General features: G+C 71.2%; 22 protein-coding genes. 12 read left to right on the forward strand and 10 right to left on the reverse strand.

Annotated elements, in window-relative coordinates:
- Positions 1-98: 98 nt before the first annotated feature.
- Entirely contained in the window at positions 99-761 is a 663-nt protein-coding gene (locus tag DLJ49_RS02255) for a YiaD family glycine zipper/OmpA-like lipoprotein (protein WP_115391900.1), read from the reverse strand.
- 107 nt (positions 762-868) lie between these two features.
- Complete coding sequence (locus DLJ49_RS02260) at positions 869-1,738, reverse strand: methylated-DNA--[protein]-cysteine S-methyltransferase (RefSeq protein WP_115391901.1); 870 nt, start codon at positions 1,736-1,738, stop codon at positions 869-871.
- 124 nt (positions 1,739-1,862) lie between these two features.
- Here DLJ49_RS02260 and nth point away from each other — a divergent pair, with 124 nt between their 5' ends.
- The gene (nth, locus tag DLJ49_RS02265) at positions 1,863-2,507 is read left to right on the forward strand and encodes an endonuclease III (protein WP_115391902.1); all 645 of its coding nucleotides are present in this window, start codon (positions 1,863-1,865) and stop codon (positions 2,505-2,507) included.
- A complete protein-coding gene (locus DLJ49_RS02270; RefSeq protein WP_115391903.1) occupies positions 2,504-3,496 on the forward strand; it encodes an adenosine kinase in 993 nt (330 codons plus the stop codon). The genes nth and DLJ49_RS02270 overlap by 4 nt, the downstream gene beginning before the upstream one ends.
- A gap of 213 nt (positions 3,497-3,709) precedes the next feature.
- Here DLJ49_RS02270 and DLJ49_RS02275 read toward each other — a convergent pair whose 3' ends face one another.
- The gene (locus tag DLJ49_RS02275) at positions 3,710-4,525 is read right to left on the reverse strand and encodes a sulfotransferase family protein (RefSeq protein WP_115391904.1); all 816 of its coding nucleotides are present in this window, start codon (positions 4,523-4,525) and stop codon (positions 3,710-3,712) included.
- A gap of 130 nt (positions 4,526-4,655) precedes the next feature.
- On the opposite strand from DLJ49_RS02275, the gene DLJ49_RS02280 reads away from it, so the two are divergent.
- Positions 4,656-6,239 (forward strand): DUF5928 domain-containing protein, encoded by a 1,584-nt coding sequence (locus DLJ49_RS02280; RefSeq protein ID WP_115391905.1) that lies wholly within the window; start codon positions 4,656-4,658, stop codon positions 6,237-6,239.
- A gap of 11 nt (positions 6,240-6,250) precedes the next feature.
- Positions 6,251-6,631: a histidine triad nucleotide-binding protein gene (locus tag DLJ49_RS02285; RefSeq protein ID WP_115391906.1), complete on the forward strand. Its 381-nt coding sequence runs from the start codon at positions 6,251-6,253 to the stop codon at positions 6,629-6,631.
- Between the two features lie 3 nt (positions 6,632-6,634).
- Here DLJ49_RS02285 and DLJ49_RS02290 read toward each other — a convergent pair whose 3' ends face one another.
- Together DLJ49_RS02290 and DLJ49_RS02295 are read right to left on the reverse strand one after the other, a co-directional pair.
- Complete coding sequence (locus tag DLJ49_RS02290; protein ID WP_115391907.1) at positions 6,635-7,675, reverse strand: ATP-dependent carboxylate-amine ligase; 1,041 nt, start codon at positions 7,673-7,675, stop codon at positions 6,635-6,637.
- The gene (locus tag DLJ49_RS02295) at positions 7,675-8,622 is read right to left on the reverse strand and encodes an ABC transporter ATP-binding protein (RefSeq protein ID WP_115391908.1); all 948 of its coding nucleotides are present in this window, start codon (positions 8,620-8,622) and stop codon (positions 7,675-7,677) included. The genes DLJ49_RS02290 and DLJ49_RS02295 overlap by 1 nt, the downstream gene beginning before the upstream one ends.
- Positions 8,623-8,712: 90 nt before the next feature.
- Between DLJ49_RS02295 and DLJ49_RS02300 the strand changes: the two genes are divergently transcribed.
- Entirely contained in the window at positions 8,713-8,934 is a 222-nt protein-coding gene (locus DLJ49_RS02300) for a zinc-finger domain-containing protein (protein ID WP_115391909.1), read from the forward strand.
- 98 nt (positions 8,935-9,032) lie between these two features.
- Positions 9,033-12,065 (forward strand): DNA polymerase I, encoded by a 3,033-nt coding sequence (gene polA / locus DLJ49_RS02310; RefSeq protein ID WP_233488624.1) that lies wholly within the window; start codon positions 9,033-9,035, stop codon positions 12,063-12,065.
- Between the two features lie 99 nt (positions 12,066-12,164).
- Here polA and murJ read toward each other — a convergent pair whose 3' ends face one another.
- From murJ to DLJ49_RS02325, 3 genes are all read right to left on the reverse strand, one after another.
- Positions 12,165-13,712, reverse strand: a complete 1,548-nt coding sequence (gene murJ / locus DLJ49_RS02315; RefSeq protein WP_115391910.1) for a murein biosynthesis integral membrane protein MurJ — start codon at positions 13,710-13,712, stop codon at positions 12,165-12,167.
- Positions 13,713-13,827: 115 nt separating this feature from the next.
- On the reverse strand, positions 13,828-16,674 hold the full coding sequence (locus DLJ49_RS02320) for a [protein-PII] uridylyltransferase (protein ID WP_115391911.1): 2,847 nt from the start codon (positions 16,672-16,674) through the stop codon (positions 13,828-13,830).
- Complete coding sequence (locus DLJ49_RS02325) at positions 16,634-17,809, reverse strand: ABC transporter substrate-binding protein (protein WP_115391912.1); 1,176 nt, start codon at positions 17,807-17,809, stop codon at positions 16,634-16,636. The genes DLJ49_RS02320 and DLJ49_RS02325 overlap by 41 nt, the downstream gene beginning before the upstream one ends.
- A gap of 222 nt (positions 17,810-18,031) precedes the next feature.
- Between DLJ49_RS02325 and rsmI the strand changes: the two genes are divergently transcribed.
- The 4 genes from rsmI to DLJ49_RS02345 all read left to right on the forward strand — a co-directional run bounded on the left by rsmI (position 18,032) and on the right by DLJ49_RS02345 (position 21,380).
- Positions 18,032-18,970: a 16S rRNA (cytidine(1402)-2'-O)-methyltransferase gene (rsmI, locus tag DLJ49_RS02330; protein WP_115391913.1), complete on the forward strand. Its 939-nt coding sequence runs from the start codon at positions 18,032-18,034 to the stop codon at positions 18,968-18,970.
- Between the two features lie 8 nt (positions 18,971-18,978).
- Positions 18,979-19,422 carry a YraN family protein gene (locus tag DLJ49_RS02335; RefSeq protein WP_115391914.1) on the forward strand — a complete coding sequence of 148 codons (444 nt, stop codon included), beginning with the start codon at positions 18,979-18,981 and terminating at the stop codon, positions 19,420-19,422.
- A gap of 78 nt (positions 19,423-19,500) precedes the next feature.
- Positions 19,501-20,439, forward strand: a complete 939-nt coding sequence (gshB, locus tag DLJ49_RS02340; RefSeq protein WP_115391915.1) for a glutathione synthase — start codon at positions 19,501-19,503, stop codon at positions 20,437-20,439.
- Between the two features lie 17 nt (positions 20,440-20,456).
- Positions 20,457-21,380, forward strand: a complete 924-nt coding sequence (locus DLJ49_RS02345; protein WP_233488625.1) for an alpha/beta hydrolase fold domain-containing protein — start codon at positions 20,457-20,459, stop codon at positions 21,378-21,380.
- On the opposite strand, the gene DLJ49_RS02350 is transcribed toward DLJ49_RS02345, so the two are convergent.
- Both DLJ49_RS02350 and DLJ49_RS02355 read right to left on the reverse strand, forming a co-directional pair.
- Positions 21,358-22,872: a YifB family Mg chelatase-like AAA ATPase gene (locus DLJ49_RS02350; RefSeq protein ID WP_115391916.1), complete on the reverse strand. Its 1,515-nt coding sequence runs from the start codon at positions 22,870-22,872 to the stop codon at positions 21,358-21,360. The genes DLJ49_RS02345 and DLJ49_RS02350 overlap by 23 nt on opposite strands.
- A 112-nt stretch (positions 22,873-22,984) precedes the next feature.
- Positions 22,985-23,554 carry a histidine phosphatase family protein gene (locus DLJ49_RS02355; protein WP_115391917.1) on the reverse strand — a complete coding sequence of 190 codons (570 nt, stop codon included), beginning with the start codon at positions 23,552-23,554 and terminating at the stop codon, positions 22,985-22,987.
- Between the two features lie 227 nt (positions 23,555-23,781).
- Here DLJ49_RS02355 and DLJ49_RS02360 point away from each other — a divergent pair, with 227 nt between their 5' ends.
- A complete protein-coding gene (locus DLJ49_RS02360; RefSeq protein WP_115391918.1) occupies positions 23,782-24,660 on the forward strand; it encodes an RNA polymerase factor sigma-32 in 879 nt (292 codons plus the stop codon).
- Between the two features lie 17 nt (positions 24,661-24,677).
- Positions 24,678-25,466, forward strand: a complete 789-nt coding sequence (locus DLJ49_RS02365) for a ChaN family lipoprotein (protein ID WP_233488627.1) — start codon at positions 24,678-24,680, stop codon at positions 25,464-25,466.
- Positions 25,467-25,497 lie beyond the last annotated feature (31 nt).

The following is a 25,497-nucleotide window of genomic DNA, read 5'->3' on the forward strand; positions in this document are numbered from 1 at the left end:
CCGTCACTCCCGCCAGTCTGGCCCGCGCGCCCTGTCCCCATCATCTTGGCCGAAATACTCCGGGGGGCGCGGGGGGCTGGCCCCCCGCCCCGGTCGGCTCAGCGCGAGGGGCGGATGATGATCTCGACGCGCCGGTTCTGCGCCCGGCCCTCGGGCGTCAGGTTCGACGCGCGCGGCTGGTCGTCGCCGACCCCTCGCACGACCAGACGCCCCTGCGGCACGCCGGCCGCGGTCAACACGTTGGCGACCGACTGCGCCCGACGCTGCGACAGCTGCAGGTTGTAGCTCGCGGCGCCGGTATTGTCGGTATGGCCCACCACCTCGACCGTCCCGTCGGGGAAGCGGTTGAGGTTGGCGGCCACCGCCCGCAGGTCGGGCACCACGGCCGGCTGCAACTCGGCGCTGTCGACGGGGAAGAGGATGTCCTGAGGCATCCGCACGATCAGCACCTCGCCGGTATTCTCGATCGTGATCCGCCCGTCGCCGAGCTCCTGGCGGAGCGCGGCCGCCTGCCGGTCGAGCCGGTTGCCGATCGCCGCGCCGACGCCCGCGCCCAGCGCGGTGCCGATGATCGCGTTGCGCCCCCTGTCCTCCTCGTCGGAGCCGAGCGCGCCGGCCGCGCCGCCGATGATGCCGCCGATGATGGCGCCGCCCTGAGTGCGGTTCGGGTCCGGGCCGGTCGAGAACGCGGCCGGGTCGGTGCAGGCCGAGAGGGCCATGACAGCCGAGACGGACAGGGCGGCGGTGATGCGGATGCTCATGGGACTGCCTTCGATGCTTTTGCCTGTTGCGTGGCATGGTAACGTCTGCGCGGCGGTATTGCACCGTCGATCCGCCGATGAAAGGGCGCGGCTCGGCAGAGGCCCGCCTACCGGGCCGTCGCGTCCGCTCCTGCCTCGGCGCGCGCCGCCTCCCACGCCAGCATCGCGCGCTTGAGCGGCAGGCCCCAGTGATAGCCGCCGAGGCCGCCCGACCTGCGCAGCGCCCGGTGGCAGGGGATCAGCCAGCCGACCGGGTTGCGCCCCACGGCCGTGCCGACCGCACGCACCGCCCTGGGGTGGCCGATGGCCGAGGCGATGTCGGAATAGGTGGTGACATGGCCCGAAGGCACGGTGACCAGCGCCTCCCACACCTTTATCTGGAATGGTGCGCCGATCATCATCACCCGTGCCTCGCCGCCCCCGCCGAACGCCGCCTCGACCCAGCCGCGCAGGGGGGCAGCCTCCCCGACGAAGGTCGCCGCCGGCCAGCGCCCGGCGAGGTCGGCGAAGGTCTCCGCACGCCCCGCCTCGGCGGCGAAGCCGATGCCGCAGAGCCCCCGCTCGGTGCCCATCGCCAGGGCCTCGCCGAAGGGCGTGTCGAACCACCCCCAGCGGATCACCAGCCCAGCGCCGCCTTTCGCGTAGTCGCCCGGGGCCATCGCCTCCCACCGCAGGAACAGGTCGTGCAGCCGCCCGCCGCCCGACAGCCCAACCGCGCCCGCGGTCTCGAGCGTGGTGTGCCGCGCGCGCAGGAGCGCGCGGGCATGGTCGATAGCGAGGTATTGCTGGTAGCGCTTGGGCGAGACGCCTACCCAGCGGCTGAACACCCGCTGGAAATGCGCGGGACTCATCCGCATCCGCGCCGCCAGATCCTCGAGCGAGAGCGGCTCACTGGCCGCGTCGATCTCGTCGAGCGCCCGCCGCACCACGTGAAAATGATAGCCCTCGCGCGCCGTGTCGATTTCGGTGCCATCCATCTCTCGCCCTCCTGGCCGCCGATCTAGCGCCGGGGAAGCGCCCGCGCGACCCGGATCCTGCGCCTCGCTTGCATCGCCCGCCGCGCACGCTACACCGCGCAGGACCCCAGCGACAGGAGCGACCGTGCCCGCCAAGCAGCTGCCCTACGCCGCGATCAAGACGATCTTCGAGCGATTCCGGGCCGCCGAGCCCGAGCCGAAGGGCGAGTTGGAGCACACCAACGCCTTTACCCTGCTCGTGGCCGTGGCCCTCTCGGCACAGGCGACCGACAAGGGCGTGAACAAGGCGACGAGGCCGCTTTTCGAGGTGGTCGACACCCCGCAGAAGATGCTCGCCCTCGGTGAGGAGGGGCTGATCGAGCACATCAGGACGATCGGTCTCTACCGCAACAAGGCCCGCAACGTGATGAAGCTCTCGCGCATCCTCGTCGACGAATACGGCGGCGAGGTGCCCTCGTCGCGCGCCGCGCTGCAATCCCTCCCCGGCGTGGGGCGCAAGACGGCCAACGTGGTGCTCAACATGTGGTGGGGGATGCCGGCGCAGGCCGTCGACACCCACATCTTCCGCGTCGCCAACCGCACCGGCATCGCACCGGGCAAGGACACCCTTGCCGTCGAGCGTGCGATCGAAGACCATGTGCCGGCCGAATTCCAGCGCCACGCCCATCACTGGCTGATCCTGCACGGTCGCTACGTCTGCACCGCGCGGAAGCCCCGCTGCGACGTGTGCCTGCTGGAAGAGTATTGCTGCAAGGAAGGAGTCGCATGACCCGCACGTATCAGGTCGCCGGTATCGGAAACGCCATCATGGACGTGCTCACCCACGCCGGCGAGGACTTCCTCGAGATGATGGACATCGAGAAGGGGATCATGACGCTGGTCGACCGCGACCGCGCCGAGCGCCTCTACGCCGCCATGGACGGGCGCACGCAGGTGCCCGGCGGCTCTGTCGCCAACACCATGGCGGGCCTCGGCGCGCTGGGGGTGCAGACGGCGTTCATGGGGCGCGTCCACGACGACGCTCTGGGCCGCCACTACGCCGACGGCATGGCCGAGGTGAACTGCGATTTCGTCAACCCGCCCGTCACCGTCGGCGAGCTGCCCACCTCGCGCTGCATGATCTTCGTCTCGCCCGACGGCGAGCGCTCGATGAACACCTATCTCGGCATCTCCGCCGAACTGGGGCCGCGCGACGTGCCCGACGAGGTGGCGAAGGGCGCAGAGATCCTATTCCTCGAGGGTTACCTCTTCGACAAGGACAAGGGGAAGGAGGCGTTCCTGCGGGCTGCGCGGCTGTGCCACGAGGCCGGCGGCAAGCCCGGCATCGCGCTGTCCGATCCCTTCTGCGTCGACCGCCACCGCGAGGATTTCCGCGTGCTCGTGCGCGACGACATGGCCTTCGTCATCGGCAACGAGAAGGAGTGGCTGGGCCTCTACGAGACCGCCAGCCTCGACGACGCGCTCGCCCATGCGGCGAAGGACTGCGAGACGGTGGTCTGCACGCGTTCGGGCGACCCGGTGATCCTGATCCGGGGCGGCGAGCGGGTGGAGGTGCCTGTCGAGACGGTCACCCCGGTCGACGCCACCGGCGCGGGCGACCAGTTCGCCGCCGGCTTCCTCTACGCGCTGTCGACGGGCCGCGACCTGGAAACCTGCGGCAGGATGGGAGTGATGGCCGCGGCCGAGGTGATCTCGCACATGGGTCCGCGCCCCGAGGCCGACATGCGCGCGCGCTTTGCAGAGGCAGGGCTGGCCTGACCGGCCAGGCCAGCCAGCGCGCGCCCGGCAAAAGGCTGACTGCCCGCGGTATCACAGGGCAGGGACGGACGAGGCCGGGGGAGGACGTTGGTGCTGCGGCGAGGCGCGTGATCCGGGCCGCGCCGGCACTGTCCGCGAAAGACCTCGCGGAGTTTCGTGCGAGAGTTCGACCCCATTCTTCGTACGAAGAATGGGGCCCGGTCCCGGGCTGCCTCACTCCCCCAGCGTCGCGTGGACCTCGTCGAGGTCGACGCCCCGTTCGGGGTCTTTCCGGGCGGGGTCGAAGGCATAGCCGAAGAGCTGGAAGTCGCGGTGGTAGATCTCCCACATCAGGTGCATCGCGAGGTCGTCGAAATAGGCCTCGACCGGGTGCGCCCGCCTGGGGCCGTGTCCCTCGCTCTCGTTGAAGCGGGGGATCGCCGCGAGGTCGACCGGGTGGGGTGTCGTGCAGCGGGCCAGCACCCCGGCCATGCCGGCGTCGAAGCGCTCGACGGGAAAGATCGCGTCGTAGCGGCCGCCATTATGCACGAAGGTCGCGATGTGGCTCGACATCGCCGACCAGTGAATGTCGGGCTCCATCGGGCGCTTCCAGCGGATCGTGTCGCGCGCGAACAGCAGGAAGCGACGGAAGCTCCTGACCTGGTCGAAGGCGAAGCCGTCGTCGGGGCTGCCCACCTCCACCCCGTATTTCTCGATCAGAAGCGGCACGAGGTTGCCGCGATAGCGCCGGCCGTTGCGCTGGATGCCGCAGATCTTGTCGAAGAACGACGACAGGATGCGCGAGAACGGGTTGCGCACTGCGGTGAAGGCGGGCGCCCCGCGCTCGCGCACGACCCGCGAGATGGCGTCGCGGCTATCCTCGCGCGCCCATTTGTGCAGGCCCTCGGTCGCGTCGTGGATGTCGCCGTCGAAGAAGCGGCCGTGGTCGGAGTGAAACATGATCTGACCGATGGTCGAGCAGGCGCATTTCGGCACCACGCGATAGACCATGCTCTCGCTCTCGGTCATCCACACGCCGGGAAAGCCCATCTCCCTCGCTCCCTGCCCCTCGCCGCCTGCGCGCCGCGCCGCCACATTGACCCCACAAAGGATCGACCTGCAATTGCCCCCGCCGCCGTGATGGGCAAAGTCGGCTCGAGTGTGTGACAACGGAGCTTCGATGGCGCGGATCGCCTTTCTCCTTATCGCCCACAAGGAGCCGGAGACGGTGATCGCCCAGGCCCGCGGCCTGCTGGGCGGGGGGAGCGCGGTCGCCATCCACTACGACGCGCGCGCGCCGAGGGCCGAGTTCGACCGTATTCGCGCGGGACTGGCGGGCGAGGCGGGCGTCGCCTTCGCCCCGAGGCGGCTGCGCTGCGGCTGGGGCGACTGGTCCCTCGTCGCCGCCACGCTCGCGACGATGCGCGCCGCCCTCGCGGCCTTTCCCGACGCGACCCATGTCTACCTTCTGTCGGGCGATTGCGCCCCGGTGAAGTCGGCGGCATATGCCGGGGCTCTCCTCGACCGCGAGAACGCCGACTTCATCGAGAGCCACGACTTTTTCGACAGCGCCTGGATCAGGACCGGCCTGAAGGAAGAGCGCCTGATCTACCGCCATGTCTTCAACGAGCGGCGTGCGAAGCGGCTGTTCTACGCCGCGCTCGCCGTGCAGGAGCGTCTGCGCCTGCGACGGGCCCTGCCGCAGGGCCTTCGGGTGCACATCGGCAGCCAGTGGTGGTGCCTGCGCCGGACCACGGCCGAGCGTGTGCTCGACTTCGTCGATCGCAGGCCCGACGTCGTGCGCTTCTTCCGCACGACATGGATCCCCGACGAGACGTTCTTCCAGACCCTCGTGCGCCACCTCGTGACCCGGGACGAGATCCGAAACCGGTCGCTCACCTTCCTGCTGTTCACCGATTACGGGATGCCCGCGACCTTCTACAACGACCATTACGACCTGCTCGTGGCGCAGGACGCGCTGTTCGCCCGCAAGATCAGCCGCGAGGCGGCGGGGCTGCAGGGGCGGCTGCGCGCGCTCTGGGCCGACGACGACGCAGAGTTCCACGTCTCGGGCGAGGGCGCGCGGCTCTTCCGCTTCCTCACCGCGCAGGGGCGTGAGGGGCGCCGCTTCGCCCCCCGCTTCTGGGAGGCCGACGCGACGCTCGAGCGCCACCAGGAACTGCTGCTCGTCGCCTGCAAGAAATGGCATGTGGCGCAGCGGCTGGCCGAGGCGGTGCGCGCCGCCGGGCTTGTGCCGGCGCACGGATACGTCTTCGACGACTGGGGCGCGGCGCTGCCCGACTTGGGCGGTGCCGAGGGCTCGCTCGACAAGCGCACCCGCCATCGCCGGGCGCTGGTGCACCTGCTGCTTGCCCATCACGGCGCCGACCGACTGCTGCTCTGCGTCGATCCCGAGCGGCTCGACATCATGCAGGATTTCGATGCGGCGCATGCCACCGTCCGCGTGCTCGAGATCCAGTGCGCCATGGATGACGACTGGCTCGCGGGCCATGCCCGGCGCTCGGGCCTCGCCGGCGAGGGGACGCCGCCCGAGGTGATGGCAGGGCTGCTGCCCGTGGTGCGCCGGGCGATCCGCCACGAGAGCGACGTGCTCGCCACTGCGGGGCTCACCCACCTGCACCGCCTGCGCGAGGAGGCGAGCGGGGCCGGGGGGGACGGGGCGGTGTCGCTCGCCGCGTTTCTCTCTATACCCGAGGGCGAGGCAGAGGCGCTGCTGCAGGCGGCCCGCCTGTTCGACGATTGAAGGAGGAACGCATGCCCTACGCTTACGACGACGACAACATCTTCGCCAAGATCCTGCGCGGCGAGATTCCGAACACCACCGTGGTCGAGACGGAGCACACGCTCGCCTTCGAGGATATCCGTCCGCAGGCGCCTGTGCACGTCCTGGTGATCCCGAAGGGCAGGTACGTCAATTTCGACCACTTCGCGTCGGAGGCGTCGGACGCCGAACTGGCCGATTTCAACCGCGTCGTGGGCGAGGTGATCCGCAAGACGGGCGTCGCGCCGGAAGGGGCGGAGAAGGGCTATCGCCTGCTGTCCAATGCCGGGGTCGACGGTGTGCAGGAGGTGCCGCATTTCCACCTGCACGTGGTGGGCGGGCGCAACCTGGGCCGGATGCTCCAGCCGGGGTGAGGCTCAGCGCGACAGGGCGTCGGTCACAAGGTCCAGCGCGGCCTGCCACTGGGCCGCGCCGTGGCTCGCGTAATAGTCGAGGCCAGGCGCGGCGTTGACCTCTATCACCACGGCGTCCGCCGTGCCTTCCGCCAGATCGGCGGCGCGCAGGTCGACCCCGGCAAGGCGCAGCCCGACCGTCTCTGCCGTTCGGGTCGCAAGCGCCTCGGCCTCGGGCGAAAGGCGCCCCGTCAGGTCGTCGAGCCGCCCGCCGGCCGACAGGTTCGCCGTGTCGAGCAGGCGCAGTTCCGCCCCGGCAGCGGGCACCGTGTCGAGGGCCGCGCCCTGCGCCGCGAGCGCCCGCGCCACGCGCGGGTCGTCGACCGACAGCTTCGGCCCCCGGTGCCGAGCGGCGAGCGCGGCCAGCGCCACCTCGGCCAGCGCGCGCACGTTCTGCACCCCGTCGCCCACCACCATCGGCGGCAGGCGGCGGTAGGCCAGCCGCACCGCCCCGTCGAGCACGGTGACCCGCGTGTCGAGGCCCGGCACCCATTCCTCCATCCGCACCCGGTCGTCGGTGGAAAACAGCGCGGCGAGGTCTGCGGCGAGGTGCCCGGGCGTCTCCACGCGCGACACGCCGCGCCCTTCCGACCCGCTGTTGGGCTTGACGATCAGTGGCCAGCCCAGCCCGTCGGCGGCCGACAGCGCCGCATCGGGGCCGGGCAGCGCGGCGGCGACGGCTTCGTTCTTGAGCTGCATCCGCGCGGCATAGGCGGGCGAGAACAGCACCGCGCCCCTCGGCACGGGCAGCCCGGCGGCGGCCAGCGTCTCGGCGGTATAGCTCTTGTCGGCCGCCAGCATCGCGGCGGCCTCCGCGTTCAGCCCCAGCGCGTTGCCGAAGATCGGGCGCACGGCGCCGCCGGGCGCGTGGTAGCGCCCGACATGGCCGAACCGCTCTTCCAGCTCCAGCCGTCCGCCGAGGTGCTCCGCCGCCTCGGCCATCAGGGTGAGGAAGGGCCGGCGGCCCGCGAGCCAGGCGTCGCCCGGCCGCACGGTGCGAAACATCAGGCGGCCCGGGCCGCGGTGCTCGAGGTCAGCGCGAGGAACACGTCCTCGAGGTCGGGCTCTTCGGTCGCCACGTCGGCGATGCGGATGCCGGCCGCGCGCACCGCGTCGAGAACGTCTTCGACCCGCGTCCGACCGCGCCGGTAGCCGAAGGCGAGCGTGCCGCCCGCCCGCCGCTCCAGCGTCACGCCCTCGGGGAGCGGGATGTCGGCCGGCGCCTCGGCCTCGGGCTCGATCACCATCGTCTTGGCGTCGAGCCGGCCGAGCAGGTTGGCGGTGCTGTCCTGCGCCACCACGCGGCCGTGGTTCACGATGGCGATCTCGTCGCACATCTCCTCGGCCTCCTCGAGGTAGTGGGTCGTCAGGATGATCGTCATGCCGGCCTCGTTGAGCCGGCGCACGTTTTCCCAAAGCATCTGGCGCAACTCGATGTCGACGCCGGCGGTCGGCTCGTCGAGCACCAGCACGGCGGGCGAATGCACCAGCGCCTTGCCCAGCAGGAGCCGCCGCCGCATCCCGCCCGAGAGCGAGCGCGAATAGGCGTCGGCCTTATCCGAGAGCCCGATCATCTCGAGGATCTCGTCGGTGCGCCGGGCCTTTCTGGGCACGCCGTAGAGGCCCGCCTGCGTGTCGAGGCTCTCGCGCGGGGTGAAGAACGGGTCGAGGTTCAGCTCCTGCGGCATCACCCCGATCGCGGCGCGGCTCTGGCGCGGGTTCACGTCCTGGTCGAACCCCCAGATCGAGACGCGGCCCGTGGTCTTGGTCACCAGCCCGGCGAGGATGTTGATGAGCGTCGACTTGCCCGCTCCGTTCGGACCGAGCAGGCCGAAGATCGCGCCGCGCGGGATCGCGAGGTCGACGCCCTCCAGCGCCACCTTCTCGGGCATGCCGCCCTCGGCGCGATACGTCTTCGACAGGCCCTCGATGTCGATGGCGTTGCCCGCCATGGGCGTTCCTCCCGCTTGTCGGACCGGCTGCGATTGCGTAAGCCGCACCTAGCCGGCCCGCGGACCGGCGGCAACAGGAAGGCCCCGCAGATGAGCGCCACCCCACAGGATTACGCCCCGCCCGAGTTCGAGATCGTGTCGGCCTGGCGCGTGGCCTGCGACGGCGGCGAGGGCGCGCTGGGGCATCCGCGCGTCTGGCTCTCGGTGGATCGCGACGAGGGCTATGTCGAGTGCGGCTATTGCGACAAGCTCTTCGTCCACGAGGATTTCGCGGCCCGGGTGCTGCCGCGCTTCGGGCTCGAGGCACCCTGACGCGGCGCTTGCCCGTCTTCGGCCCGCCGCTGCCTTCGCTGGACCGCCGCCGCCCGGCGCGATAGATGCGTCGGCGCATCGCGCGGGGAGAGACGGCCATGGCGTTCGGCAAAGGCGACCATCTGCATCTGATCGACGGGTCGGCCTTCATCTTCCGGGCGTTCCACGCCCTGCCGCCGCTCACCCGCAAGTCCGACGGCGCGCCCATCGGCGCCGTCGCCGGCTTCTGCAACATGCTGTTCCGCTACCTCGACGGGAACGGCGGCGACGACGGGCCGACCCATATCGCCGTGATCTTCGACAAGGGCAGCCACACCTTCCGCAACGATCTCTACGATGCCTACAAGGCCAACCGCGACGAGATGCCGGAGGATCTGCGCCCCCAGATCCCGCTGACGCGCGAGGCGACGCGCGCCTTCAACGTCGCCTGCGAGGAGATGGAGGGCTACGAGGCCGACGACATCATCGCCACGCTCTGCCGGCAGGCGCGCGAGGCGGGCGGGCGCGTCACCATCGTCTCGTCCGACAAGGATCTCGCGCAACTGGTGAACGACGCGGTGGAGATCGTGCGGCCCGGCATGCAGGGCAAGCCCGACGAGCGGCTCGGCATCGAGGGCGTTCGCGCGCGCTTTGGCGTGCCGCCGGAGCTGATGATCGACCTGCAGGCCATCGCCGGTGACACGATCGACAACATCCCCGGCGTGAAGGGCATCGGCGCGCCCTCGGCGGCGCTGCTCCTGCAGGCCGTCGGCCCGGTCGAGCGGCTGTTCGACGAGGGGGCGCGCGAGGCGGCGCTGGCCGAGGTGGCCGACGAGATCGAGACCTGGCAGCGCGACGTCGAGGAACGGCTCGAGCGCAAGGTCAAGCTCGGCTCCAAGGCCGACGCGGCGGCCATCGTGCAGGTGCTTTCGGGCGAGGACGTGGGGCCGGAGCTGTCGCCGAAGGATCTCGAATTGCTGGTCGCCAAGGGCAACGAGGCGGCGCGCCAGCTGGTCACGATGCGCGAGAGGGGCAAGGTGCTGCGCTCGATCGCGCCCAAGGTCGCCGCCGCCGAGGACGCGGTGCGCCTGTCCAAGAAGCTCGTGGCGCTCGACGATCAGGTGCCGCTCGACTTCGCGCTCGACGATCTGGCGACTCGCGCGCCCGACATGGACCGGCTGATGGAGTTCCTCGCCCGGATGGAGTTCCGCACGCTGACGCGGCGCGTGGCCGAGGCCTTCGGCATCTCCGCCCCCGCCGTGCCGGAGCCGACGAAACCCGAGGGCGAGGCCACGCCCGAGATGCCGCCCATCGACCCCGGCGCCTACGAGGTGATCCGCAACGAGGCGGCGCTGCAGGTCTGGCTCGACCGGGCCGATGCCAGGGGCGTGATCGCCGTCGATACCGAGACGACGGGTCTGAACGAGATGACCGCCGAGCTGGTCGGCGTGTGCCTGTGCGTGGAGCCGGGGCAGGCGGCGTATCTGCCGCTCACGCACCGGGGCGAGGGCGGCGGAGACCTGTTCGGCGAAGCCGCACTGGCCGAGGGGCAGATGGACCGTCGCCGCGCGCTCGAGATGCTCAAGCCGATGCTCGAGGATCCGGCGATCCTCAAGGTCGGGCAGAACATGAAGTACGATGCCAAGATCTTCGCCCGGCTCGGCATCGACGTCGCCCCCATCGACGACACGATGCTCTTGTCCTACGCCATGCACGCCGGCCTGCACGGCCACGGGATGGACACGCTGGCCGAGCGCTACCTCGCCCATACCTGCATCCCCATCAAGGAGCTGATCGGCTCGGGCAAGACGCAGATCACCTTCGACCGGGTGCCCATCGACAAGGCCGCCGCCTATGCCGCCGAGGATGCCGACGTGACGATGCGGCTCTGGCGCACCTTCAAGCCGCAGCTCCACCGGGCTCGCGTGACGACGGTCTACGAGACGATGGAGCGCCCGCTGATCCCCGTGCTCGCGGCGATGGAGATGCGCGGCATCAAGGTCGACCGCGACGTGCTGAGCCGCATGTCGGCCGCCTTCGCACAGAAGATGGCCGGCCTCGAGGCCGAGATCCACGAACTGGCGGGCGAGCCCTTCAACGTCGGCTCGCCCAAGCAGCTCGGCGAGATCCTGTTCGAGAAGATGGGGCTGGAGGGCGGCAAGAAGGGCAAGGCCGGCGCGTGGTCGACGCCTGCCGACGTGCTGGAGGACCTTGCGACGCTGCACGACCTGCCCGCGCGGGTGCTCGACTGGCGTGCCCTGTCGAAGCTGAAATCGACCTATACCGACGCGCTGCAGGACCACGTCAACCCCGAGACAGGCCGGGTGCACACCTCATATTCCATCGCCGGGGCGAACACGGGGCGCCTCGCCTCGACCGACCCCAACCTGCAGAACATCCCCGTGCGCACCGAGGAGGGGCGGCGCATCCGTCAGGCCTTCGTCGCCGAGCCGGGCAAGGTGCTGGTGTCGCTCGACTATTCCCAGATCGAGCTGCGCATCCTCGCCCATATCGCGGGGATCGAGGCGCTGAAGCAGGCGTTCCGCGAGGGGCAGGACATCCACGCCGCGACCGCCTCGGAGATGTTCGGCGTGCCGCTGGGCGAGATGACGCCGGAGGTGCGGCGCCAGGCCAAGGCGATCAATTTCGGGGTGATCTACGGCATCTCGGCCTTCGGCCTGTCGCGCAACCTGCGCATCCCGCGCGAGCAGGCGAAGGACTTCATCGACCGTTACTTCGAGCGCTTCCCCGGAATCCGCGCCTACATGGACGAGACCGTGCGCTTCGCCAAGGAGCACGGCTACGTCCAGACGCTCTTCGGGCGGCGCATCAACACGCCCGAGATCAACGCGAGCGGGCCGGGTGCCGGGTTTGCCCGGCGGGCGGCGATCAACGCGCCGATCCAGGGGACGGCGGCCGACATCATCCGCCGCGCGATGGTGCGGATGGAGACGGCGCTGGGGGATCTGCCCGCCGGTATGCTGCTGCAGGTTCATGACGAGTTGATCTTCGAGGTCGACGAGACGGCGGCCGATGACGTGATTGCCCACGTGCGCGAGGTCATGGAGGGGGCGGCCCGGCCGGCCGTCGAACTGTCGGTGCCACTGGTCGTCGATGCCGGGCGCGGCAGGAGCTGGGCCGAGGCACATTGATCGGGGCCGCGGCAAGGCGCTTGGAAGCGCCTTGAGACGCGCGTTCGAACGCGCGTGCGCAACGCCTTTTGAAAGGCGTTTCGGGCGTTGCGCGGAGGGTCAGCCCGTCCCGCGCCGAACCGCGCCCCTGATCTCGCGCAGCGAGGTGGCCCCCAGGATCTGGGCGGCGGCGAAATAGACCGCGATGCCGGCGGCGACGAGGGCGGCGAGGGCGGCGTAGCGCAGGGTCGTGGCGTAGAGCGCGCCGCCGAGCGCGGCCTCGAGCGCGACGAGCGCCGCGCCCATCAGGGCGGCGGCAGCGGCGATGCGGGGGGCGCGGCGGCGCATGCGCGGGTCGAGACGCGCCGCCTCGCCCATGCCGCGGCTACCCCACCACAGCAGGCCCACCATCGCCCAGCCGGCGAGCGTCGTGGCCCAGGCGGCGGCGGTGAAGCCGATGAGGGGTGCGAGGCCGATGGCGAGCACGGCATTGACCACCATCGCCACCACGGCGAACCGGAAGGGCGTAACCGTGTCGGCGCGGGCGAAGTAGAGCGGTTGCAGCACCTTCTGCAGCACGAAGGCGGGCAGGCCCGCGCCGTAGATCGCGGTGACGCTGGCGGTGTTCGCCACCGCCTCGGCGTCGAAGGCGCCCCGCCCGAACAGGACCGAGACGATCGGGTGCGCGACGAGGATCAGGGCCAAAGCGGCCGGGACGGTGAGCAGGAGCGCGAACTCGGTGGCGCGGTTGAAGGCGTCGCGCCCGCCTTGCGTGTCGTCTGCCGCGAGCTTGCGCGAGAGATCGGGCAGCAGCACCACGCCGATGGCGATGGCGACCACGCCGAGGGGCAACTGGTAGAGCCGGTCGGCGAGATTGAGATACTGGATCGCGCCGTCGAAATAGCTTGCCACCTGGCGGCCGACGATCAGGTTCACCTGCATCACCCCGCCCGCGAGCATCGCGGGGGCGGCGATCCTTGCCAGGCGCCGCAGTTCCGGTGTCAGCCGCGGCAGGCGCGGCGCGAGTCGAAAGCCGGCGCGCCTGGCAGCGACCCAGAGCAGCGCAAGCTGGGCGATGCCGGCGATCGGCACGGCCCAGGCGAGCGCGAGGCCGATATCGGCGCCGATCCAGCCGGCGCCCAGCATCGCCGCCACGAGGATCAGGTTGAGCACCACCGGCGCGGCGGCCGCCACCGCGAAGCGTCCCGTCGCATTGAGCACGCCCGAGAGCAGCGCGGCGAGCGAGATGAACAGGATGTAGGGAAAGGCGATACGGCCGAACACCGTGGCAAGGTCGAGCCGTTCGTCGCCGGCGAAGCCCGAGGCCATCGCCAGCACGAGCCACGGCATGACCACCTGTGCGGCGACCGTGAACACCACCAGGATCGCCGCAAGGCCCGAGAAGGCGTCGCGCGCGAACCCTTCGGCGTCGGCCCCGCCTTCGAGCTTCTTCGAGAACATCGGCACGAAGGCCATGTTGAAGGCGCCCTCGGCGAAGAAGCGGCGGAACATGTTGGGCAGGGCGAAGGCCACGACGAAGGCCTCTGCCACCGGGCCGTCGCCCAGTTTGGCCGCCAGCAGGATGTCGCGGGCGAAGCCGAAGACGCGGCTCGCCATCGTCCAGGCACCGACGGTGAGGAAGCCCGCAACGAGGCGGATGGGTTTCATGCGGCCGGGTCTCCCTCCGGTCCGGCGGTGCCGGTGCCAGAATTTTCATGAAAATTCTGTGCAAAATCTTCTGGAAGATTTTGCTAGCCGCCGGGGTGGGCGGGTGCAAGCGGCCTCACCCGGCGCGGTGGGCGCGCTCGGCGCCGGCGGCGATCGCGGCGCGCAGCTTCCTCTCGAGCGCGGCCTGCTTGGCCTCCTGCCGGATCTTCAGCCCGAACATGTCCTTCACGTAGAAGCTGTCGACCACCTGTGCGCCGTAGGTCGCGATCACCGCCGACGAGATGTAGATGTTGGCACCGGCCAGCGTGCGGGCAAGATCGTGCAGCAGGCCGGGCCGGTCGCGCGTGTCGACTTCGATGATCGTGTAGATGTCCGAGCCCGAATTGTCGAAGGTGATCGAGGTGGGGAAGCGGAAATCCTGCTCGCGCTTCTTCAGCTTGTCGCGGCGGCCGAGCGCTTCGTTCGCCACCACCTCGCCCGCGAGAGTCTTGAGGATCATCTGGCGCAGGCGCGGCAGGCGCTCGGCCTCGTAGGGGCGGCCCTCGCCGTCCTGCACCCAGAAGATCGCGGTCGCGTAGCCGTCCTTGGTGGTGTAGGTCCGCGCGTCGACCACGTTGGCGCCCACAAGCGCCAGGGCGCCGGCCATGCGGGCGAAGAGGCCCGGGTGGTCGGCCAGCACGAAGCAGACGCGCGTCGCGTCGCGGTCGGCGTCGGGCGTGAGGTCCATCCTGATCTCGTCGGGGCCGATCCCCTGCAGAAGCCGCGCGAAGACGACGTGCGCCTCGGTCGGCAGGCCCTGCCAGTAGGGCGGGTAGTGCCGGCCGATCTCGGTGCGCAGCGCCCCCTCGGGCCAGTCGGGCAGCGCCTCGCGGAAGGCGCGGCGCGCCTCGTTGCCCCGCCGGTCGCGGTTGAGCGCCTCCATCCCCTCGTCGAGCACGGTCGAGGTTTCGCGGTAGAGCGCGCGCAGCAGCTGCGCCTTCCAGTTGTTCCAGGTGTTCGGGCCGACGCCGCGGATGTCGCAGACCGTGAGCACCGTCAGCAGGTCGAGCCGCTTCTGCGTCTTCACGATCTTGGCGAAGTCGCGCACCGTGCGCGGGTCGGAGATGTCGCGCTTCTGCGCGTAGTCGGACATGGCGAGGTGATAGCGTACCAGCCATTCGACCGTCTCGCATTCGCTCTTCCTCAGTCGCAGGCGGGGGGCGACGATGCGGGCGATGCGCGCGCCGAGGATCGAGTGATCCTCGGGCCTGCCCTTGCCGATGTCGTGCAGGAGCATCGCCACGTAGAGCACCTTGCGGTTGACACCGTTGCCGACGATGCGCGTCGCCAGCGGCAGCTCTTCGGCCAGCTCGCCGTTCTCGATCTGCGCCAGCGCCCGGATCACCTGGATGGTGTGCTCGTCGACCGTGTAGGAATGGTAGACGTTGAACTGCATCATCGCCACGATCGGCTCGAACTCGGGCACGAAGGCCGAGAGCACGCCGAGCTCGTTCATGCGGCGGAGCGCCCGCTCGGGATTCCCGTGCTTGAGCATCAGGTCGAGGAAGATGCGCGCGGCCTCCGGGTTGCGGCGCATCCTGTCGTCGATCAGGTGCAGGTTGGCCGTGATGAGCCGCATCGCGTCGGGGTGGATCAGCAGGCCCGTGCGCAGCCCCTCGTCGAAGATGCGCAGCAGGTTCAGCGGATCGTCGAGAAAGCTCTCGGGGTCCGCCAGCGCGAGGCGGCCCTGCTTCACCGCGTAGCCCGCGCGCACCCTGCGCCGCCGCCGGAACAGGCCCGCGAGCGGCGGCGCGCTCTTGACGTGGGCGGCCTCGAGCGCGGTCAGGAAGATGCGGGTCAACTCGCCCACGCGCGTGGCGTGCCGGAAATAGGCCTGCATGAAATGCTCGACCGCCCGCCGCCCGCCGTGGTCGCGGAAGCCCATGCGGTCGGCCACCTCCACCTGCATGTCGAATGTGAGCTGATCCATCGCGCGGCCCGCGATCAGGTGCAGGTGCGCGCGCACCGCCCAGAGAAAACCCTCCGCTTCCTCGAAGGCGCGGTATTCCTCCGCCGTGAAGACGCCGAGGGCCACAAGGTCGTCCGTGCGGTCGACGCGGTGGATGTACTTGGCGATCCAGAACAGCGATTGCAGGTCGCGCAGGCCGCCCTTGCCCTCCTTCACGTTGGGCTCGAGCATGTAGCGCTGCCCGCCCTGCTTCGTGTGGCGCTCGCCCCGCTCGGCCAGCTTGGCTTCGATGAAGTCCTTTCCGGTGGACCTGAACAGCTCGTTCCACAGCCTCTCCGAGAGGTCTTCGGCCAGCGCCGCGTCGCCTGCGATGCGCCGATGCTCGAGCAGCGAGGTGCGGATCGTGTAGTCTTCCCGCCCGAGGCGGAGGCACTCCTTCACCGTGCGCGTGGCGTGTCCGACCTTCAGCCGCAGGTCCCAGAGGATATACAGCGTCTCCTCGATCACCGTCTCGATCCACGGTGTCACCTTGCCGGGGGCGAGGAACAGTAGGTCGATGTCGGAATGCGGCGCCATCTCGGCCCGGCCGTAGCCGCCCACCGCGAGCAGCGCGAGGCGATCGGCATTGCTCGACGAGAGGCGCGGGTGCAGCAGGTCGGTCGCCACCCAGAGCGCAGAGGTCACGATGCCGTCGGCCAGCCAGGCGTAGGAGGCCGCGAGGGGGCGTGCGGCGAAGGGGTCGGCGGCGAATGCCGCCTCCAGCCGCGCGCGCCCGGCCTTCAGCGCGGCGGCGAGCACCGGCACGGCGGCCGCACGCCCCGCGCTCGGCCCGTCGCCCGACGCACGCGCCGCCGTCACCTCGCGCGACAGCGCCGCGCGCAGCGCGTCGACGTCGAGGATCTCTCCCGCGGGAAGGAGAAGCCGCCGGTTGCCGCTCGTGCCGTCCAGTGGCGCGGCGGGGGCGCGGGCCGGCTCAGAAGCCGGCGCCGCCGAACCGTCTTGGAGCAGGGTCAATCACTACCACCTGGTTGTTCCGGATCTGCGCGACCGCGAGGCCGCGCTCGTTCGTTCCGTCGGCCCTGAGCCTGAAGATCCCGTTGACGCCGACGAAGCCCGAGCCCGTGGTCAGCGACGAGCGCGACAGCGCGTCGCCGCGGGCCGCCAGCGCGCCGATCGCGGCGATCCCGTCATAGGCGAGGCCGGCCAGCGGATGCGGTTGCCCGCCGAAGGCCTGGGCGTAGCGACCTCGGAAGTTGGACTGCAGCGCCGGGTCGGGCAGGGCGAACCACGCGCCCTGCAGGCCGGGCTGCGACAGCGCTTCCGGCGGGATGTCGAGCCGGGTGAGACCGATGAACTGCGTCGTCTGCGAACTGATGCCCTGCTCGCGGAGGTATTGCGGCAGGAAGGCCATGGCGCCGGCATTGCCCGAAGTGAAAAAGATCGAGTCGGCCCCCGTTGCGCGCACCTGCTCGGCGATGCGCGGAGCGGCGCCCCGGATCGCCGCCTCGTTGAGCGCGAACGAGAGGTTGCCGACGAGGTTGGCACGGCTCGCGCCGACAGCGCGGGCGACCGCGTCGCGCCCTGCCTCCTCGGCCGTTGTCTGGGCGGAGACGAGGAAGATGTCGCCCTTGCCCTGCGACGCGGCGTAGGCGGTCAGGCGCCCGGCCACGTTGTCGAAGGTGTTGCCCAGAACGAAGACGTTTCCGCCGGCGATGGCGGCGTTGTTGGAGAAGGCGAGCACGTTGAGCCCGTCTCCTGCCACGGTGCGGCCGGCGGCGTTGGCGGCCTCGGCGTAGAGCGGACCGAGCAGGATCAGCGCGCCCTCGTCGGCGGCCTGCCGCGCGGCGGCCTGGGCGCCGCCGGCGGTGCCGCCCGTGGGATAGACGCGCAGATCGACCGCGACGCCCTCGAGATCGGCGATGGCCAGGCGCGCGGCGTTCTCGAGATCGCGCGACACCACCGCGTCGCCGGCATTGCCGCCGCCGCCCGGCACGAGCAGCGCCACGGGCACGGGCTCGCCGGCTTGCACCCGAGGACCGCCCCCCGGGCCAGGGCCGGCAGTGGGCGTGCAGGCCGCGAGCACCAGGGCCGCGGCGAGGGCGAGGAAGCGGGCGGAGAAGGCGCGGGGGATGTTCGGCAGTGCCGGCATGGTCTAGACCTCAGGCAGTTTCTGGCCGTCAGGGGTGGGCGGGCGACGCGGAGGGGGGCGCCCCGGCGTCGCGGGCGCAACAGGGCGCGCATCGGTTCGCGTGGCTCGGCCTCGTCGGTCGGTTCGGGTCGCGGGTCGGTCTCGCTTCGTGTCGGTCCACCGGGTGTTGCCGGCGAAGGGCAAAGCCCTCGGCCACGTTATGCGGCGGAGAAAGGCAAGGCAATGACGGAAGCCGAGGGCGAGCGAGGGGCCGCCGGAGCGCGCGGGACCGGGCAGGAGAGCGGCCACGGCATTGCGGCGGAGAGCGGGCACCCCCTCGCTCCCGGGCTCTACCTCGTCGCCACGCCCATCGGGGCGGCGCGCGACATCACCCTTCGGGCGCTCGACGTCCTGGCGGCGGCCGACGATCTGGTGGCCGAGGACACCCGCACCCTGCGCCGGCTGATGGAGATCCACGGCATTCCGCTGCGCGGCCGGCGCGTGACCTCCTACCACGACCACAACGGCAAGGCGCGGCGACCGCGACTGCTGGCGGCGCTGGCCGAGGGGCGCAGCGTCGCCTATTGCTCCGACGCCGGCACGCCGCTCGTGGCCGACCCGGGATACCGGCTGGCGCGCGAGGCGGCCGGGGCAGGCCACGCGGTGCATGCCGTGCCCGGCGCCTCGGCCCTGCTCGCCGCGCTGAGCGTCGCGGGCCTGCCCACCGACCGCTTTCTCTTCGCGGGCTTCCCGCCGCCGCAGGCCGGCCCGAGGGCGCGCTGGATCGCCGAGATCGCGTCGGCGCCGGCGACTCTGGTGATCTACGAGACCGGCCGGAGGATCGGCGCGCTGGCTGCAGAGCTGGCTGCGGGCGGACACGGGAGACGCGACGCCGCGCTCTGCCGCGAGCTCACCAAGCTCCACGAAGAGGTGCGTCGCGCCCCGCTGGCCGACCTGGCCGAGACGCTTGCGAAGGGAGAGCCGCCCCGGGGCGAACTCGTGCTGGTCGTCGGCCCGCCGGTGCAGGCCGCGCCGAGCGAGGCGGAGGTCGAGGCACAGCTGCGCACCGCCCTCGCGGAGATGCCGCTGAAGCGGGCCGCGGCACAGGTCGCGGAACGGACGGGGATGGGGAAACGAGATGTTTACCAGCTGGGTTTACGCCTCAAGCGGGATGACCGATAGGAAGGGCCATGACACATCCGAGCCTGTTTTGTGACACCGGGCGGCAGGATCGCCGGGGCGATCGTGCCGATGCCGCGGCGGCCCTTGGGGGCAAGCGCAGACGCGGCGAGCGTGCGCATCTCGGCGGTGCCGCGGCAGAGGACAGCGTCGCGCGCCACTATGCCCGCTGCGGCCGCGAGGTCACCGAGCGCCGCTGGCGGGGCACGGGCGGCGAAATCGATCTCGTCACGCGTGACGGCGACGGCCTGATCTTCGTCGAGGTCAAGCGCGCGCGCACCCTCTCGGAGGCGGGCTGCCGCCTGACGGAGCGCCAGATCGCGCGAATCGTCTCGGCGGCCTCCGAGTATCTCGGCCGCATGCCCCAGGGGCAGCTCACGCCGGTCCGCTTCGATCTCGCCCTTGTCGACGGGGCCGGGCGCGTCGAGGTCGTGGAGAACGCCTTCGGCGCCTGATCTCGATCGTTCGCCCGGCTTGCGCCCCTTCGGCTCATCGGCGATGAAGACGTGCCGGGCAGGGCGAGGGAGCGGGCGATGCGCGTGGCGTTTCAGATGGATCCGATCGGCGCGGTCGACATCGACGCCGACAGCTCGTTCCGGCTGGCCGAATCGGCGCAGGAGCGAGGGCACGAGCTGTTCTACTACGACCCGCAGGATCTCGTCTGGGCGGGCGGGCGCGTGCGCGCGGCGGGGCATCGGATGACCGTCAGGCGGGTGAAGGGCGACCACGCCACGCTGGGGCCACGCGAGACGCTCGACCTGCACGCGATGGACGTGGTGTGGCTGCGGCAGGATCCGCCCTTCGACATGGGCTACATCACCACCACCCACCTTCTCGACGCGCTCATGCCCGAGGTGACGGTCGTCAACCACCCGTTCTGGGTGCGCAACCTTCCCGAGAAGCTGCTCGTCCTCGACTTTCCCGAGCTGATCCCGCCCACCGTGATCGCCCGCCGGCTGGACGAGCTGCGCGCCTTCAAGGCCGAGCATGGCGACATCATCGTCAAGCCGCTCTTCGGCAACGGCGGCGCCGGCGTCTTCCGTCTGCGGCGCGACGACGGCAACCTCGCCTCGCTGCACGAGCTCTTCGCGCAGATGAGCCGCGAGCCGCTGATCGCGCAGAAATTCCTGCCCGACGTGGCCGAGGGCGACAAGCGCGTGATCCTCGTCGACGGCGAGCCCGTGGGCGCGATCAACCGGGTGCCGGCGAAGGGAGAGACACGCTCGAACATGCATGTCGGTGGCCGCCCCGAGCCCGCGCAGGTGACCGAGCGCGACCGCGAGATCTGCGCCGCGATCGGGCCGCTGTTGCGCGAGCGGGGGCAGGTCTTCGTCGGGATCGACGTGATCGGGCCCTACCTCACCGAGATCAACGTCACCTCGCCCACCGGCATCCAGGAGCTCGAGCGCTTCGACGGGATCGACGTGGCCGGCCGCATCTGGGATGCCGTCGAGGCGAAGCGGCCGGCGTGATACGGTCGCGCGGGTCGGTGCCCGCGCCCTCCCGGCGCCTCCGCGCGCTGGTCGCCCTCCTGCGCGTGACGGCGAAACCCGCCCTCGCCCGGATGTCCGGCCCGGAAGCGGCGCGCCGCGCCTTCGAGCGGGCGGCGGCATGGGGGCTTTTGCGGCGCCCGCCGTTCGTGCTGCACCTCGTCGACGACGGCGCGCCGCCCATCCACTGGGTGTCGTCTGGCCGCAGCAGGGTGCGCGGCGTCATCCTCTATCTGCACGGCGGTGCCTACATCGCCGGCAGCCCGGCGACCCACGCGGGGCTTGCGGCGCGTCTGTCGCGGCTGTCGGGCGTGCGTGTGGCGCTGCCGGCCTACCGCCTGGCGCCGGACCACCCCGGGCCGGCGGCCTTTGACGATGCGCGTGCGGCCCACGCGGCGCTGTGCGCGCGGGGCTATCGGCCGGGCGAGATCGTGCTGGCGGGTGACAGCGCGGGCGGCGGCCTCGCGCTGGCGCTGCTCGCCGATCTCTGCGCAAGCGGTCAGGCGCCGGCCGGCGTGATCGCCTTCTCGCCCTGGGTCGACCTCACCCTCTCGGGCGCCTCCCTGCGCGAGAACGCGCGTGCCGACCCGCTCCTGCCCGTCGCCCGGGCCGAGGAGGTCGTGGGCTACGTGCGCGGCCCCCTCGCCGCAGACGATCCGCGCCTCTCGCCGCTCTTTTCCCGCTTCGAGCGGCCGCCGCCCGCGATGATCGAGGTCGGCGAGACCGAGATCCTGCGTGACGACGCGCTGCGGATGGCCGATCGGCTGCGGGCGGCCGGCGGCGAGGTGCGCCTCGGCGTGCGCCCGCTCGTGCCCCATGCCTGGCCGCTTTTCGACGGCTGGGTTCCCGAGGCGCGGCAGACGCTGCACGGGGCGGCGCGTTTCGTGGCCGAGGTGCTGCCTAGGCCCCGGGGCCGAAGCTGAGGCGAAAGCCGACCGCCTCGGCGACATGGGCGCGGCCGACTGCCTCGGCGCCGTCGAGATCGGCGATGGTGCGCGCCACCCGCAGCACCCGGTGATAGCCGCGCGCCGACAGGCCGAAGCGTTCGGCGGCCTTCTGCAGCAGGTCGCGGCCTTCGGTGTCCGGCGTGGCGATCTCGTCGAGCAGGGCACCCTCGGCGTCGGCGTTGCAGCGGGCATGGTCGTGGCCCTCGAACCGCCCCGCCTGCACCTCGCGCGCCGTCGCCACCCGCGCGGCGATCTGCGCCGATCCCTCGGGGGGCGCCGGCAGGTCGAGATCGGTGAAGGGGACGGGCGGCACCTCGACCCGCAGATCGAACCTGTCCATCAGCGGGCCCGAGATGCGGCCGAGATAATCCGCGCCGCAGGCCGGGGCACGGGCGCAGGCGCGGCCCGGGTCGGCGAGGTAGCCGCACTTGCAGGGGTTTGCGGCGGCGACCAGCAGGAACCGGCAGGGGTAGCGGACATGGGCATTGGCGCGCGCCACCACGACCTCGCCGGTCTCGACGGGCTGGCGCAGGGTTTCCAGCACGGGGCGCGCGAACTCGGGGAACTCGTCGAGAAACAGCACGCCGTTATGGGCGAGCGAGATCTCGCCAGGCTTTGCCCCCTTGCCGCCGCCGATGATCGCGGCGGGCGAAGCGGTGTGGTGCGGCGACCGGAAGGGGCGGGTGCGCGAGATCCCGCCCTCCTTCAGCAGGCCCGCGAGCGAGTGGATCATCGACGTCTCGAGCGCCTCGGCGGCCGAAAGCGGCGGCAGGATGCCGGGCAGGCGAGCCGCGAGCATCGACTTGCCCGAGCCGGGCGGGCCGACGAGCAGCACGTGGTGGCGCCCGGCGGCGGCGATCTCGAGGGCGCGCTTGGCGCGTTCCTGCCCCTTGACCTCGGCGAAGTCGCGGTGGCCGGCCTCTGTCACCACCTCGCCCGGTGTCGAGGGGGCGAGGGCCGCCTGCCCGGTGACGTGGCGGATCACCTCGGCCAGCGTCTCCGGCGCGATGACCTCGGTCGCGCCGACCCACGCGGCCTCGGCCCCGCAGCCGCGGGGGCACAGGAGCGCGCGGTGGTCGCCTGCTGCCGCCATCGCCGCGGGCAGGGCGCCGATCACCGGCACCAGCGTGCCGTCGAGCGACATCTCGCCCAGCGCCAGCATGCCGTCGACCGCGTCGCGCGGCACGATCTCGAGCGCGGCGAGCAGGGCGAGCGCGATCGGCAGGTCGAAATGCGAGCCCTCCTTGGGCAGGTCGGCAGGCGCGAGATTGACCGTGATCCGCTTGGAGGGGAGCGCGATGGCCATGGCCGACAGCGCCGAGCGGATGCGCTCGCGCGCCTCGCTCACCGCCTTGTCGGGCAGGCCAACGATGGAAAAGGCAGGCACGCCGGGCGAGACGGCGCACTGCACCTCGACCGCGCGCGCGTCGATCCCCTCGAATGCCACCGTATGGGCGCGCGCCAGCACCTCCCGCCTCCCGAACCCGCCGAATATGGTTAATCAGTAGTCGCCGGCGCGTTACGGATGGGTTAACGCGCGACTGTCCGTGCCGCGGCGTATCGGCGCGCGGGACGCGCGGTCAGGGCTGCCGGTTGATCTCTTCGAGCCGCCATCGCCCGTCGCAGACGATCCGGGTGACCGAGAGCGGCGCGACTTCGCGGGTGAAGACCTCGGCCGCGGTGCAGCCCGTGGCCCGCTGCACCTGGGTCAGGATCGGGCCGAAATGAGCCACCGCGATCACGTCGCCCGCCATGCCGGTCAGCGCGTCGACGGCGTCCGAGACGCGTGCCGCGAGCGCGTTCCACGATTCGCCGCCGGGCGGCGCGACGTCGCCCGGCTGATCGAGGTAGCGGCGCACGAGCGGGCCGTCTTCGGCCTCGATATCGGCGAAGGGGCGTGCCTCCCACGCGCCGAAATGGATTTCGCGCAAGGCCCGCTCGTGCGGCAGGCGGGGGCGGCCGGCCGCGATCGCGTCGGCGGTGGCCACGGCGCGTGACAGGTCGGACGAGATCACCGGCGCGTCTTCGGGCAGGAAGGCGGCCACCCGGGCGAGTGCCGCCCGGTCGGAGAGATCGGCGGGCACGTCGGTCCAGCCGTTCATGTCGGTCCTGCGGGTCGGCCCGTGCCGCACCCACCACCAGCTGACCATCGCGCCTCCGTTAACCTGAAATACAGCGCCTGCGGGGAACCATGAGGCACCGTCAATCGTTGCCTTGCGATTATCCCGAAGGTGTCATGCGATGAACTACCCGATCCAAGTCCCGGCAGGCAGCGCGGCATACGTGCCGCAGGTGATCCGATCGGGTCGCGCTGTCGTATCAATGTCGCAAAGCCAAGAACGGGCGGCGCGTGCAGCCCGGAACCGGGGGGTTTGACATGGCACTTGATGGCACGTTTGACCGGACGCTCTCGCGCCGCGCGATGCAGGCGGAATTGCTCGACGCCGAGACCGAGCTGGAGCTCGCCTATCGCTGGCGCGACCAGCGCGACGAAGAAGCCCTTCACAGGCTCGTGACCGCCTATATGCGGCTAGCTATCTCGATGGCGGCGAAGTTCAAGCGCTACGGCGCGCCGATGAACGACCTGATCCAGGAGGCGGGGCTGGGCCTGATGAAGGCCGCCGACAAGTTCGACCCCGACCGCGGGGTGCGGTTCTCGACCTACGCGGTTTGGTGGATCAAGGCGTCGATCCAGGACTACGTGATGCGCAACTGGTCGATGGTGCGCACCGGCTCCACCTCGTCGCAGAAATCGCTGTTCTTCAACATGCGGCGCGTTCAGGCCCGGCTGGAGCGGGAGGCCGCCGCCGAGGGCATGACCCTCGACAGCCACCAGCTTCGCCAGCTGATCGCCACCGAGGTCGGCGTGCCGCTTGCCGACGTCGAGATGATGGAGGGCCGGCTTTCGGGTTCCGACTACTCGCTCAACGCCACCCAGTCGGCCGAGGACGAGGGGCGCGAGTGGATCGAGACCCTGGAAGACGAGAGCGAGCAGGCAAGCGAGACGGTCGAGGCCGCCCACGACACCGAGCAGCTGCGTGAGTGGCTTCTGGTCGCGCTGCAGGGCCTCAACCAGCGCGAGCGGTTCATCGTGACCGAGCGCAAGTTGCGCGACCAGCCCCGCACGCTCGAAAGCCTCGGCGACGAGCTGGGCCTTTCCAAGGAGCGTGTGCGCCAGCTCGAGGCGGCCGCCTTCCAGAAGATGCGCAAGAGCCTCGAAGGCCAGTCGCGCGAGGTGCTGCAATTCCTCGCCTGAGTTTCATCGGGTCCCTCGTGGCGGGCGCCGCACTTGCGGCGCCCGTTTTTTCGTCGGAGCTGACCGATCTGGCAGAGTTCGATCCGGGTGCGGCGCAGGTCGTGATCCTCGGCGAGGTGCACGACAATCCCGCACATCACGAGGCGCAGGCCGAGCTCGTCGCGCGGATGGCCCCGGCGGCCGTGGTGTTCGAGATGCTGACGCCCGAGCAGGCCCGAACGATCGTCGACATGGGCGCGGATTCGGGCGTCGAGGCGCTGGCCGAGGCTCTGGGCTGGGCGCGCTCGGGCTGGCCCGACTTCGCGATGTATCACCCGATCCTCGCGGCCGCGGGCGACGCCGCGATCTACGGCGCCGCCCTGCCGCGAGACCGGGTGCGCGCCGCGGTGACCGACGGGGCGGCCGAGGTCTTCGGGCAGGGCTACGAGCGGTTCGGCCTTGGCGACCCTCTGCCCGATGCCGAGCAGGCGACGCGCGAGGCCGGCCAGATGGCCGCCCATTGCGACGCGCTGCCCGAGGACATCCTGCCCGGCATGGTCGCCGCCCAGCGCCTGCGCGACGCCCATTTCGCCCGCGTCACGCTCGATGCCCTGGGCGAGACGGGTGGCCCCGTCGCCGTCATCACCGGCAACGGACATGCCCGCACCGACTGGGGCATCCCCGCGGCGATCGCCCGCGCCGCGCCGCAGGTCGATGTGCTTTCGTTCGGACAGGTCGAGGCGCCGCCCGAGCCGCCCGTGCCCTTCGACCTCTGGCGCGTCACCGTGGCGCCCGAGCGAGACGACCCTTGCGCCGCCTTCCGATAGGCTATGTTCTCCGGGCGAGGCCGGGGTTGGC

Origin of the sequence: Rhodovulum sp. 12E13, from assembly GCF_003340565.1 — a bacterium.
GTDB lineage: Bacteria > Pseudomonadota > Alphaproteobacteria > Rhodobacterales > Rhodobacteraceae > HLUCCA09.